A 13,069-nucleotide genomic window follows, 5' to 3' on the forward strand; every position below is an offset into this window, starting at 1 on the left:
GGGCCGGAGTACCGACCTTAGCGCCACAGGGCGTGCATTCTTGCGGATAGTCTGGATACTTACCGCTGTCCAGGGGCGGTGCAGGCAGGGGGAGGAGTGTCCGGTGCGTGAGCGTCTTCTGCTCGTTTCCACCAACTACGCGCCCGAGCAGGCCGGCATCGGGCCGTATGCGACGCAGATCGCCGAGCACCTCGCCGCCGAGCGCCGCGCGGAGGTCCACGTGCTCGCCGGCATGCCGCACTACCCGGCCTGGCGCGTCGACCCCGCCTACGACGGCAAGTGGCGCGCCCGCGACGAGCGCGCCGGGGTCGTCGTCCACCGCCGCCGCCACACCGTTCCGCCCCGGCAGACCGCGCTCAGACGGGCGCTGTACGAGGCGAGCATCCTCGGCCACGGCCTCCTCGCCCCGCCCCGGATGCCCCGCCCCCACGCCGTGCTCGCCCAGGTGCCCAGCCTCGCCGGCGGCGTCCTCGCCGCCCGCCTCGCCCGCCGCGCCGGCGTCCCCTACCTGCCCGTCGTCCAGGACCTGATGGGCGCCGCCGCCGAGCAGAGCGGCATCGCCGGCGGGGACCGCGCCGCCCGCGCCGCCGCCGTCGTGGAGCGCCGGATGCTGCGCGGCGCCACCCTCGTCGGCATCATCCACGACACCTTCCGCGAGCGGGTCCGCGCCCTCGGCGTCCCCGCCGACCGCATCCGCCTGGTCCCCAACTGGTCGCACGTGCGCGGTGCCTGGGACAACGGCGACCCCGCCGCGGCGGCCGGGGCCCGGGAGCGCACGCGCGCCCGGATGGGCTGGAAGAGCGGGCAGACCGTGCTCCTGCACGCGGGCAACATGGGGCTCAAGCAGGGCCTTGAGGTGCTGATCGAGGCCGCCCGGCACGCGCCGGAGCTGCGCGTGGTGCTCATGGGCGACGGCAGCCGCCGCCCGCACCTGGCCGCCCTGGCCGCGGACGTTCCCAACGCGGAGCTGCTGCCGCCGGTCGCCGAGGAGGAGTTCCCCGAGGTGCTGGCCGCCGCCGACGTCCTCGTCGTCACCCAGCGGGCCGCCGTCCTCGACATGAGCGTCCCCTCCAAGCTCACCTCCTACTTCGCCGCCGGGCGCCCCGTCATCGCCTCGGTCGCCGCGGCCGGAGGCACGGCCGCGGAGCTGCTGCGCGCCGAGGCCGGGCCCGTGGTCGAGCCCGAGGACCCGGCCGCGCTCGCCGCCGCCGCCCGCGCGCTGGCCGCCGACCCCGCCTCCGCGAACGCCGCCGGCGCCCGCGGCGCCGCCTACGCCCGCACCCACCTCTCCCGCGGCGCGGGCCTGGCCCGCATCACCGCCCTCCTCGACGAGGCGCTGGCCTTGACCCCCGGCCCCCGCCCGAAGCCCGCGCCCGCGCGGGTCCGCGCGACGGAGGCGCCGACCGCGCCCGGCGGCAGCCCGGACGTTGTGCCAGGCCAGCCGGAGCCCGCGCCTAACGGCAGGGCGGAGCCTGTGGCCGGTCGGGGGCCGGAGTTTTCCTCAGGCGCCGTGTCCGACCACCCGGCGGAGCCGGATCGCGTGCCGGAGGCCGCAGCCCTGCCCGGCGCCGCGTCGGACGCCGTCCCCGATGGCGTGCCGGAGGCCGCACCCGGCCGGAGGCCGGAGGCCGCGGCTGTGCCCGGCGGCAGGCCGGACGTTGCCCCCGGTGGCAGCCCCGAACGCGCGGGCGCCGAGTCCGCTTCCACGCCACGAGAAGGACGTACCGCATGAGCGCAGCCCGCGAGGAGGTCAAGGCAGCCGCTGGGCAGCAAGTCGCCGGTGGCCATCCCTATGACGAGCCGGACCTGCTGCGCGACCAGTTCCGGCAGTTGCTGCGGTACCGGCTGCTGATCGTCTGCGGGATTCTCGTCGGTCTGGTCGGCGGCGCCTGGCTCGGGCTGACCGCCAACCGCAGCTACATCGCCACCAGCGAGGTCCGCGTCCGGATGCAGGGCGCCGACCCCTTCGAGCCCGCCACCGCCGCCGACCGCGTCGTCATGGGCTCCGAGCGCCGCACGGCCGTGAGCACCGTCGTCGCCGAGGCCGCCGCCAACCACCTCGGCTCCCCCGGCCAGGCCCGCGAGCTGCGGCGCGGCCTGACCGTCACCAACCCGCCGAACACCGAGATCCTGCGTTTCTCCTACTCCTCCGACGACCCCGAGCTGGCCGCCGAGCGCGCCAACGCCTTCGCCGACGCCTACCTGGCCAACCGCCAGACCGACGCCGAGGAGATCATCGCCCACAACGTCGCCTCCCTGGAGGGCCAGCGCGAGCCGCTGCTGGAGCGCCGGGAGCAGCTGGACGCCCAGCTCGACGCCACCCCCGCCGGCACCACCGACTACGACACCACCGTCGCCGAACTCGCCAGCGTCACCGGCGAGATCTCCTCCCTCCAGTCGCAGATCGCCGGCCTCCAGGCCCGCGACACCACCGGCGGCGACGTCATCACCGCGGCCAACCCGCCCGGCAGCCCCTCGGGCCCCGGCCTGCCGCTGATGCTCGGCCTCGGCTACGTCGTCGGCATCGGCATAGGGCTCCTGGCCGCCTGGATCCGGCTCGTCTTCGACCCCACCGTCCGCTCCGCGGGCGACGTCACCCGCGCCCTGCGCGCCCCCGTCCTCGGCGTCCTGCCCCGCACCGGCCGGGGCCACCCCGACCAGCTCCTCGCCGAGGGGCGGCTGGCGGAGGAGTACCGCTCGGTCGCGTTCCGCCTCGCCTACGACGACGACTTCGCGCGCCGCCGCCGCCTCCTGGTCGTCGCCCCCCGCGGCAGCATCGAGACCCCGCTGGCCGCCTCGGTCAACCTCACCGCGGCCTTCGCCGAGATGGGCATGGACGCGCTGCTGGTCGAGGCCGACCTGCGCACCCCCACCCTCAGCGACCAGCTCCACCACGCCGACGGCGTCCGCCCCGGCTGGGCCGCCGTCCCCGGCCGCCCCGAGGGCACCTGGCCCGCCGGGGTCCGCGTCCCCATCGACGCGGGCGAGTCCGGCATCTTCGACCTCGTGCCCGGCCGCCGCGTCCGCAACGTCCCGCGCGCCCTCACCTCCCCGGCCGCCACCCAGCTCCTGGGCCACGCCGACACCAAGGGCGCCGTGGTCGTCGCCCTGGCCCCCGCCGTCCTCTCCTACGCCGACGCCATCGCCCTGGTCGACCGCGTCGACGGCGTGCTCGTGGTGTGCGACCCCAGCCAGGTCCGCCGCGACGACCTGGCCCGGGTCCGCGAGCTGGTCGTCGGCGCCGGCGGCATCCTGCTGGGCGCCGTCCTCCACTCCTGGGGCAGCGGCGGCGAGCAGACCCCCGCCCCCGGCACCGGCGGCGAGGCGCCCCGCCCCCGCATCACCGAGGCCACGCCCCGCGCCATGGCCCGCGAGCGCGACCGCGCCGACCGCGAGGCCCGCGACACCCGCGCGGCCCGCGACTACCGCGACATCGGCTCGGAAACGCTGGGTCTGCGCGTGCTCGACCCCGCGGAGCTGGAGGAGGGCCCCACCCGGCAGTGAGCAGACCCGCAGCCCCCTCCCCCCGGGCCCCGCGCGCCGCCGCCGCTGCCTCGGTCGCCGACCAGGCCGTGGCGGCCTTCACGAACATAGCCGTCGTGGTCGTCGCCGCCCGGCAGTCCACCGCCGGTGACTTCGCCTCCTTCGCCGTCGTCTACACCGTCTTCGCGCTGCTCCTCGGCGCCGCGAGCGCCTACGTCGGGCAGGCCCTCGCCCTGCGGCGCGGTACCGACGGCGAGCTGGGCCGGCACGCCCGCGCCTCCGCCGCGTTCACCCTCGGCGGCTCCGCCGCCCTCGGCGCGCTGCTGGCCGCCGCCACCTGCGCGCTCCCCGGCGGCATCGCCGCCGGCCTGGCCGCCCTCGGCCTGGTGCTGCCGATCGCGCTGACCCAGGACGCCCTGCGCTACGCCTTCGCGCTGCTGCGCCGCCCCCACCTGGCCCTGGCGGCCGACCTGCTGCGCTGCGGCGTCGCCCTGCCCGTCCTGGCCGCCCAGCCCTACGGCACCGGGCCCGGCCGCATGGTCCTGGTCTGGGGCCTGTCCGCGCTCCCGGCCCTGCTGCTGGGCGCCGCGCTGCTGGCCCGCCTCACCCGCGGCTGCGGCGGCTCCGCCCTCGCCGGGGCCCGCACGATGCTCGGGCCCGCCCACCTCGGGCGCCGCTTCGCCGTCGAGTTCGGCGTCGGCAACGGCGCCTCCCAGCTCGCCATCGTCGGCCTCGGCGTCGTCGCCAACCCCCTGGCCGTGGGCGCGCTGCGGGGCGCGACGACCCTCTTCGGGCCGATGAACGTCCTGTTCAACGCCGCCACCGGCTTCGGCCCGCCCCTGCTGGCCCGCTACGGCACCCCCCACCGCCAGGCCCGCGCCGCCGCCTCCGCGGGCGGCGTCCTTGCCGCCCTCGCCCTCGCGCTGACCGCCGCGCTCGCCGTCCTCCCCGACGCCGCGGGCCGCGAACTCCTCGGCGACACCTGGGCGCTGGCCGTGGACCTGCTCCCGGCCACCGGCAGCCAGTACGCCGCCATGGCCATGGGCACCTGCGGCCTGCTGGTGCTGCGCGTCCTCACCCCCCGATCCACCCTCCCCATCCAGGTCGTCTTCTCCGCCCTGTCCGTCTGCGCCCTCCTCACCGGCTACGCCCTCGCCGGCATCACCGGCGCCGCCTGGGGCCTGTTCGCCGGCTCCGCCGCCAAGGCGACGGCCGTCTGGCTGCGCGCGGCGATGGAGCTGCGCACGGTGGTACGCGGCTGATCCCTGGCGGGCCGCCGCATGGCGGCTGAACGTCCGGAGTGGGGGCGGCCGTTGGGCGAACGCCCGGAGCGGGGTCCGGCGGTCCGCATCCCGCCGTGGGCCGACGGCGCCCTCCCCGCGGGGACCGCGGCGTCATAGCCTGTGGTCGTCCAGGTGCGCTGGGGCATTCTGGGGTGGGACGGGTCGGGGGTGTGTGCGGGGTGGCCGAACGGCGGCTGACGCGGCGGGAGCTGGTGCAGCGGCAGCGGGCCGAGGGGTTCGTGGGGCGGCGGGCCGAGCTGAGCGCCTTCGCGGACAACCTGGGCCGCGACCCGCAGGACGCGGCCTTCCGCTTCCTCTTCCACGTCCACGGCCAGGGCGGGGTCGGCAAGACCACGCTCATCCGCCGCTGGGAGCAACTGGCCCGCGACCACGGGGCCGTGACCGTCATGGTCGGGGACGGCGTGCACAGCGCGCTGGAGGCGATGGAGGCCGTCGGCGTCCAGCTCGCCCGGCAGCAGTTGGTGTTGAAGGACTTCGACAAGCGCCTTGCCGAGTACCGGCAGCGGCGCCACGAGGCCGAGACCGCGCTCGCCCTGGGGGGCGAACCGGCCGCCGAGGGCCCGCCCGCCTCCCCGGGCAGCACGCTCGCCGCCCAGGCCGGCCTGGCCGCCCTCAGCGCAGTGCCCGTCGTCGGCGCCCTCGCCGGGGCCCTGGACGCCCAGCAACTCGCCCAGGGCGGCGACCGGCTGCGCGCCGCCGCCGCGCGGCTGCGCCGCCCCGAGGACGTTCAGCTCGTCACCGCCCCGCTGAAGGTCCTCACGCCGCTGTTCCTCGAAGGGCTGGCCGAGGCGGCGCGCCGCAGCCGGCTGCTGGTGCTGTTCTTCGACGTGTACGAGCGCACCGCCCCGGTCCTCGAACCGTGGCTGCCCGAGGTGATCTTCGGCGGCGCGCACGGGGACCTGGAGGCCAACGTCGTGGTCGTCCTGGCCGGGCAGGGGCGGCTGGCCCCCCGCCACTGGGCCGACTGGCAGGGCCAGGTCACCGGCATACCCCTGGAGATCTTCAGCGAGGAGGAAACCCGCGGCCTGCTGGCCGCCCGCGGCCTCACCGACGAGACCACCGTCGAGGCCGTGCTGCGCCTCTCGGGCCGCCTGCCCGTCCTGGTCGACATGCTCGCCCAGGCCCGCCCCGCCGGACCCGGCGAGGTCCCCGACCCCTCCGAGACCGCCGTCGACCGTTTCCTGAAGTGGGTCCCCGACCCGTCCCTGCGCGCCGCCGCCCTCCTGTGCGCGCTGCCCCTGGCCCTTGACGAGGACCTGCACCGCCTCCTCGCCCCCGAACCGGCCGGTCCCGAAGGCTGGGCCTGGCTGCGGTCGTTGCCCTTCGTCCAGCCCGCCGAGGACGGCCGCGTCCGCTACCACGACACCGTCCGCGCCCTGATGCTGCGCCACCAGCGCACCCGCTCCGCGGCGAGCTGGCGCGAGTACCACGCGCGCCTGGCCGGCGCGTACGCCGAGCGCCGCCGCGCGCTGGAGACCACCCTCACCGACGACGAGACCCGCTGGGAGGACCCGGCCTGGCGCGAGGCCCGCCGCAGCGAGACCTACCACCGGTTGTGCGCGGACCCCCGCCAGGCGCTCACCGCGGCCCTGCGGGAGACCGTCGACGCCTGCGACCAGGGGCCCGCCAACCTCCGCCGCTGGGCGCAGGTTCTGCGGCAGGCGGCCGAGGACACCGACGACGACGCCATCGCCGACTGGGCGCGGCGGCTGGAAGGGGCCGCCGCCCCCGGCGCCGAGGAGGGCGACGGCCGTAGCGGCGTCATCGCCGCCCTCACCTGCCTGCTGGCCGCGCCCCGGCTCCCGGCCGAGGACCAGGCCCTCGTCCTCGCCATCCGCGGCAGGGAGCACCGCGAATCCGGCGCGACCGACCGCGCCATGGCCGACTACGACCGCGCGCTCGCCCTCCACCCCACCCTGGCCCGCGCCTTCGCCGGGCGCGGCGTGACCCACTGGGCCGCCCGGCGCCCCGAGGAGGCGCTGGCCGACCTGGACCGCGCCATCGCGCTGGACGCGGACGACAGCTGGGCCCTGTCCAGCCGCGGCGAGGTCCTCTCGGCCCGGGGCCGCCACGACGAGGCCGCGGCCGACTTCAGCCGCGTCATCGAGCTGGAGGACGACTACGCCTGGGCCTTCGCCCAGCGGGGGGAGGCGCACCGCATGGCCGGTCGTCCGGAGGAGGCCCTGGCGGACCTCAACCGCGCCGTCGAGCTGGTGCCCGACTACGCCTGGGCCCTGGCCAGCCGGGGGGAGACCCATCGAGTCCTGGGTCACTACGACGAGGCGCTGGCCGACTTCGACCGCGCCGTCGAGCTGGACGACGAGTACGCCTGGGCCCTGGCTCAGCGGGGGGAGACGCACCTCCTGGCCGGCCGGCTGCCGGAGGCGCTGTCGGACCTGAACCGTGCCCTCCAGCTCGAACCCGACCACGCCAGGGCCCTGGCCCAGCGGGGCGAGACGCACCGGCTCGCCGACCGCCTCGACGAGGCGCTGGCCGACTTCGACCGCGCCGTCGAGCTCCAGCCCGACTACGCCTGGGCCATCGCCAGCCGCGGGCAGACCTACCGGGCCCTCGGCCGGCCTGAGGAGGCGCTGGCGGACATCGACCGCGCCCTCGCCCTCCGGCCCGGAATGGCCTGGGCTCTCGTCGACCGGGGGATCATCCACCGGCTCGCGGGCCGCTACGACGAGGCGGTGGCCGACTTCGACCGCGCCCTCGGACTCGATCCGGGCAGGAGCTGGATCCTGGCCCAGCGGGGGGAGACGCATCGGCTCGTCGGCCGTTTCGAGGAGGCGGTGGCCGACTTCGACCGTGCCATCGAGCTCGACCCCGAGCACGTGTGGACCATCGCCAGCCGGGGGCAGACCTACCAGGCCCTGGGCCGGCTTGAGGAGGCGCTGGCCGACTTCGACCGCGCCCTCGGACTCGACGCGGACCGCAGCTGGGTCCTCGCCCAGCGGGGGGAGACGCACCGGCTCAGCGACCGCTACGAGGATGCCCTGGCCGACTTCGACCGCGCCGTCGCGCTCGACCCCGACTACGTCTGGGCCATCGCCAGCCGGGGGCAGACCTATCAGGCCCTGGGCCGGTTTGAGGAGGCGCTGGCCGACTTCGACCGCGCCCTCGGACTCGACGCGGACCGGGAGTGGGTCGTCGCCGTTCGCGGGCTGGCCCGCTGCCTCGTCGGCCGCTACGGAGACGCCCTTGCGGACGTTGGCCACGCTCTCCGGCTCGACCCCGAGGACGGCGGCAACTGGCTGACCCTCGCCCTCGTCCGCCGCCTCGCGGGCGAGCCCGAGGAACGCGAACACTGGTGCCGCGCCGAGGAGTTGCTGACCGCGAAGGCCGCCGGGGAGGGCCCCGAGGCCCTCGACGCGACGGCCGACCTCGTGCTGCTCGCCTGCGCCCTGCCCGACCCGGAGCGGGCGCAGGCGCGGGTGGCGGCGCTCTTGGACCGGGACCCCGTCCCGTGGCACCTGCGCCACGTGCTGGACGACCTGCGGATCCTGCGGACGTTGCAGCCCGCCGCCGCGGACCTGGTGCGCGACGTCGGCGACCGGCTCCGGGAGGCGCTCAACGCCCGGGGCGGCGCGGGAAGCGACGGGCCCTGACGCCCTCCGGGTCAGTCCAGGTGGGTGCGCGACGCCGAGCGGAAGGTCGTCACCAGCAGCAGGCACAGCACCGCGATGCCGATGCGGCCCGAGGCCTGGAGCAAAGAGCCGCGCAGCAGGATGAAGCTGTAGCCGGCCAGGACCGGGACGACGACGGCGATGATGTTGCCGGGGGAGGGGTCGTCCACCGTGCGCTGGACGTAGCGGCGGTCCGCGCGGGCGGCCAGGTAGCCGACGGCGACGAAGCCGCCCGCCATGCCCAGCGGGCCGAAGTCCAGCCACAGCTCCGCCCACAGCGGCGAGGAGAGGTTCGCGCTGGAGGTGCCCATCCAGCCGCCCACCAGGAAGCCCGTGTCCTGCGGCTTGCTCTCCCACACCGTGCGCGGCACGAAGAACAGCGCGGCGCCCGCCACCTGCTGCCCGTACGTGTGGCCGTTGCCGTCCGCCGCGTAGGTGATGGTGTTCGCGAACATGTTGACCTGGTCGTAGTCCTTGACGACCAGCGTCTCCAGCGTCGAGTTGGTCTCCACCGGCTGCGTGCCGTTCTCGTCGTACCGGAAGCGGTCCGAGAAGGGGAAGATCACCAGGGCGATGATCACGCCCATGGCCAGCGCGGCCCGGTACATCACCGGGCTGCGCGGGAACACGGTGAACAGCAGCGCGAAGAGAACGGTCAGGAACCAGTACCGCGGGTTCGAGACCGGATTGTTGACGATCGCGTTGATCAGCAGCAGGCCGCCCCAGGGCAGCAGCACCCCGGGCCGCCGCCGCGCCGCCGGGGAGGTCACGATCCAGCGGGTGAGGATCAGCAGGGCCAGCATGGCGGGCACCGTGCCGAAGCCCCGCAGCAGGGCGTTGCCCGCCTCGCCCGCGGCCTCGGCCGCCTGCCCGCCCGTGGCCTCCTCCAGGCTGCTGCTGATCTCCTGCCGGCTGGCGAAGAAGACCGCGGGACCGCCCAGTTGCAGGATCAGCAGGCCGCTGGCCGCGTAGGCGATGCCCACCAGCACCCACAGCCGCTGCCGGTGCACGCGCGCCGGGGGGCGCCGCCGGGAGCGCAGCGAGGGCCGGTGCCGGGCCAGCAGCGCGCCGACGTCGAAGGCCACCATGCCGACCAGGACCAGGATGGTGGCAAGCTGGGTGTCCCCGCGCGGACCGAGGACCGGGGTCGGGTCCCGGCCCAGGACGCTCTGCGCCAGCGGCGCGATGCCCATCGCCAGGTAGCTGAACAGCCAGAACGCGCCCTGCACCAGCCGCCGGCGCCCCGAGAGCACCATCGCCGACAGCCGCACGCCCGCGTAGCAGGCGACGACGAGCTGCAGCCAGAACGTGGGGTCCCGCAGGCCCTCGCCGGGCTGCGCGGCCACGGCCAGCGGCAGCACGATCACCAGCCCGGTGATCAGCGGCAGCGACAGCGGCCGGGAGAGGACCGCGCGCCCGCCCCGCGAGACCCCGGGCACCGGCCGGGGGGCGCGCGGCTGCCTTCTCGGCCCGCTGTCCTCCGCCGGCCGCGCCTGCTGGTCCACCGCCACCGCGCCCGCCCCCTTTCGCGCCCTTGCGCCCCTTCGCGCCCCAGACGCGCTTCGCTCCCGGTCCGCCCCGGTCCGCGCCAGTCTAGGCGCGCGAGCGCCCCGCCGTCGCCGGGCAGGCGCCGTCGTCGCCGGGGCCGCGGGTGCGGCAGGATGGCCGCATGACGGGGAGCACGCCGCACGAGGGCGGCACCGCCGCCGCGGCCACCATCACGGAGCTGTACACCTACCCGGTCAAGGGCTGTGCGGGAACGCCCCTGCGCACCGCCGCCGTCACCCCCGCCGGCCTCGCCCACGACCGGACGTTCATGGTCACCGCAGAGGACGGCGCCTTCCGCAGCCAGCGCCGCGATCCGCGCCTGGCCCGCGTCCGCCCCTCCGTCGACGGGGACGGGGCCGTGCTCACGCTGCGCGCGGACGGATTCGGCGAGGTCGCCGTCGCGGTCTCCGCGGGCCCGGACGCCCCGCGCCGCCCGGTCACCCTCTTCGGAACGCCCTACCCCGGCATCGACCAGGGCGCGGAGGCCGCCGCCTGGCTGAGCGAGGTGCTGGGCGCGCCCAGCCGCCTGGTGCGGGTCCCGCCCGAGCACGATCGCGTGACGGACGGCGAGACGGCGGGAACGTCGGGGTACGCCGACAGCGCGGCCGTTCACCTGGTCTCCGCCGCCTCGCTGGACGCCCTCAACGCCCGGATCGAGGAGGGCGGGGAACGGCCGGTGCCGATGGACCGGTTCCGGCCGAACATCGTGGTGGACGGCTGGCCGGACGGCGCGGGCCTGCCCGCCGCGCACGCCGAGGACCGGGTCCGGCGCCTGGCCGCCGGGACGGCCCTGCTCGGGTACGCCAAGCCCGCGATCCGCTGCGCCGTGACCCGCACCGACCAGGTCACCGGGGCCCGCTCCGGCCTCGAACCGCTGCGCACGCTGGCCGCGTACCGGCGCGAGCCGGAGGGCGGGGTGTCCTTCGGCGTGAAGTTCGCCGTGCTGCGGCCGGGGAGGTTGGCGGTGGGGGACGCGGCGCGGGCGATCGCGTGGACGGAGGACGGCGCACCCCTCCCGGGACGTTGACCCGAGACATGCACCGAGCCGCCGACCAGGGCCGTTACCCCAGGCTGATACCGGGAATCCCAGCCAGGGACCTGACCCTGGAGCCTACCCGGGCCCGTCGCCCAGGCCGTTGACCAGCCGCCGGTGGGGCCGGAGGCTCGTGGCCGCGGGCCGGGCAGTCGCCCCGGCTCGCAGGTCCCCCGCCGGCCCCGCCGGCAATGCGACTTGATTCTCCAGTCGGTGGAGGGATGAGAGTGGAGCCCGTGAGCGACCCCACCGAGGTGCTGACCATCGGCGAACTCGCCCGGCGCACCGGGCTGCCCGTGCGCACCATCCGCTTCTGGTCCGACAGCGGGCTCGTGGAGCCGACCGACCGCACGGCGGGCGGCTTCCGGCTCTACGACGCCGCTGCCGCCGCCCGGCTCGACCTGGTGCGGACCCTGCGCGAGCTGGGTCTGGACCTGGAGGCGGTGCGGCGGGTGCTGGACCGGCAGGCGACGGTGCGTGACGTGGCCCGCGCGCACGTGCGGGCGCTGGACGCGGAGATCCGCACCCTGCGGGTCCGGCGCGCGGTGCTGGACCGGGTCGCCCGGCATGGCGGTACCACCGAGGAGATGAGACTGATGCACGAACTGGCCCGGATGTCCGCCGACGAGCGGCAGCGGATCATCGACGACTTCGTCCGCGAGACCTTCGAGGGCGTGGAGGCGGAGGAGCCGGGCGCCCAGATCGCCCATGCCATGCGCAGCATGCCGGCGCGGCTGCCGGAGGACCCGACGGCCGAGCAGGTGGAGGCGTGGGTGGAGCTGGCCGAGCTGGTCGGCGACGAGGAGTTCCGGGCACGGGTCCGCGCGATGGCCGTGGCCGGGGCCCAGGGGACGGCCGAACAGCCGCAGGGCCCGGACCCGGCCGTGGTCATGGAGCACGCCGGGCGGGCCGCGCGCGAGGAGATCGCCCCGGACTCGCCCGAGGGCCGGGAGATCCTGGAGCGGATCACCGGCCCGGGGCTGGGCGCGGCGGAACGCGCGGAGCTGGCCGACCGTTTGGCCACCTTCACCGACCGCCGCGTGGAACGGTACTGGCAGCTCCTGGGCATTCTCAACGGCTGGCCGCCCCGCCCCTCCGGCGTCCCGGCCTTCGAGTGGCTGATCGCGGCCCTCCGCGCCCCGGCGGCCTCGTAGCCGGGTGGCCCCTCCCCGCACGCGGGGAGGGGCCTCGGGCTGTCTCCGGTCAGGGCCTGGGGAGGCCGATCGGGTTGGCCGCGGGGACCGCGCCGGTGTCCAGCAGGTGGCGGGCCAGCGGCGTCGCCAGCGCGACGGCCTCCTCAAGCCCCGCCTCGCCCAAGGCGGTCACCGGGCCGGCGGCCAGCCGGTCGGTGTCCTCCTCCACGGTCCTCCGGACCGCCTCGCCCGCAGCCGTCGGCCGGCCCTCGGCGTCCAGCAGCCCGCGCGCGGCCAGGCCCCGCTCGGCCTCCTCCCACTCCTCCTCGGTCCAGCCCCGCGCCGACTGGAGCGGCTCCCGGGGAACGGCCCCGGTGGCCACGTGCGTCACGCTCGCCTCAAGCCCGGTCAGGCCCGCGTGCGCCAGGGCCATCGTGTGCCCGTCGCCCCGGTGCTCGCGCAGGATCGTCGCGGCCAGCCACAGCCGCAGAACGGCCGAGGCCGGACGTTCCACCGCGGCCCAGGCGGCGGCCAGCGGCCGGCCCTCGAACGAACAGCCCTCCACGGCCCTTTCGAGCAGCCCGGCCAGCCGCGCCACCTGCGCGCCGGGCGGCAGGGCGCGTTCCAGCACGCGCTCGACCGCGCCCAGGTAGGCGTTGAGGACCGTCTCCGGCGGCGCGAGACGCCAGGCGTCCGGCAGCGCCCGCTGCACCCGCCGCGGCGCGAAGGGGAAACACACCGCCCCGGCCGCCGCTGCGTCCACCGCGCCCATCGGCGCCAGCCGGCTGCCGAAGTACCCCATCCAGAAGCCCTTGAGCCCGGCCCCCCGCATCGCCTCGGCCGTCTCGGGCGCGAAGTACGCCACCGCGTGCAGCGGCTCGTACACCTGCCACAACCGCCGCGCGGGACTCCCGTTCTCCGCCATGCTGCTTCCTCCTG

At 76.7% G+C, this 13,069-nt stretch carries 7 protein-coding genes and 1 pseudogene; 6 read left to right on the top strand and 2 right to left on the bottom strand.

Going from position 1 to position 13,069, the window contains the following annotated elements; all coding sequences use genetic code 11:
• Positions 1-103 precede the first annotated feature (103 nt).
• From RM780_RS04415 to RM780_RS04430, 4 genes and pseudogenes are all read left to right on the top strand, one after another.
• Positions 104-1,345 (top strand): annotated as a pseudogene (locus tag RM780_RS04415) (glycosyltransferase); the annotation flags it as partial.
• A 383-nt stretch (positions 1,346-1,728) separates the two neighbouring features.
• A complete protein-coding gene (locus tag RM780_RS04420) occupies positions 1,729-3,504 on the top strand; it encodes a GumC domain-containing protein (RefSeq protein ID WP_311629126.1) in 1,776 nt (591 codons plus the stop codon).
• Positions 3,501-4,745: an MATE family efflux transporter gene (locus RM780_RS04425; RefSeq protein WP_311629127.1), complete on the top strand. Its 1,245-nt coding sequence runs from the start codon at positions 3,501-3,503 to the stop codon at positions 4,743-4,745. The genes RM780_RS04420 and RM780_RS04425 overlap by 4 nt, the downstream gene beginning before the upstream one ends.
• 200 nt (positions 4,746-4,945) lie before the next feature.
• The gene (locus tag RM780_RS04430) at positions 4,946-8,398 is read left to right on the top strand and encodes a tetratricopeptide repeat protein (protein ID WP_311629128.1); all 3,453 of its coding nucleotides are present in this window, start codon (positions 4,946-4,948) and stop codon (positions 8,396-8,398) included.
• A gap of 11 nt (positions 8,399-8,409) precedes the next feature.
• Here the strand turns inward: RM780_RS04430 and RM780_RS04435 are convergent, their stop codons facing one another.
• Complete coding sequence (locus RM780_RS04435) at positions 8,410-9,921, bottom strand: hypothetical protein (protein ID WP_394812884.1); 1,512 nt, start codon at positions 9,919-9,921, stop codon at positions 8,410-8,412.
• Between the two features lie 164 nt (positions 9,922-10,085).
• Here RM780_RS04435 and RM780_RS04440 point away from each other — a divergent pair, with 164 nt between their 5' ends.
• Positions 10,086-10,991: an MOSC domain-containing protein gene (locus RM780_RS04440; RefSeq protein WP_311629129.1), complete on the top strand. Its 906-nt coding sequence runs from the start codon at positions 10,086-10,088 to the stop codon at positions 10,989-10,991.
• A 242-nt stretch (positions 10,992-11,233) separates the two neighbouring features.
• Complete coding sequence (locus RM780_RS04445; protein WP_311629130.1) at positions 11,234-12,151, top strand: helix-turn-helix domain-containing protein; 918 nt, start codon at positions 11,234-11,236, stop codon at positions 12,149-12,151.
• A 49-nt stretch (positions 12,152-12,200) separates the two neighbouring features.
• Here the strand turns inward: RM780_RS04445 and RM780_RS04450 are convergent, their stop codons facing one another.
• Complete coding sequence (locus tag RM780_RS04450; RefSeq protein WP_311629131.1) at positions 12,201-13,055, bottom strand: SCO6745 family protein; 855 nt, start codon at positions 13,053-13,055, stop codon at positions 12,201-12,203.
• Positions 13,056-13,069: the final 14 nt, after the last annotated feature.

This window comes from Streptomyces boetiae, assembly GCF_031845405.1.
Taxonomy (GTDB): Bacteria; Actinomycetota; Actinomycetes; order Streptomycetales; family Streptomycetaceae; genus Streptomyces; species Streptomyces boetiae.

Coding starts and splice junctions, on each gene's coding strand:
- RM780_RS04440 (WP_311629129.1), top strand. CDS start 10,086: ATGACGGGGAGCACGCCGCACGAGGGCGGCACCGCCGCCGCGGCCACC.
- RM780_RS04420 (WP_311629126.1), top strand. CDS start 1,729: ATGAGCGCAGCCCGCGAGGAGGTCAAGGCAGCCGCTGGGCAGCAAGTC.
- RM780_RS04450 (WP_311629131.1), bottom strand. CDS start 13,055: ATGGCGGAGAACGGGAGTCCCGCGCGGCGGTTGTGGCAGGTGTACGAG.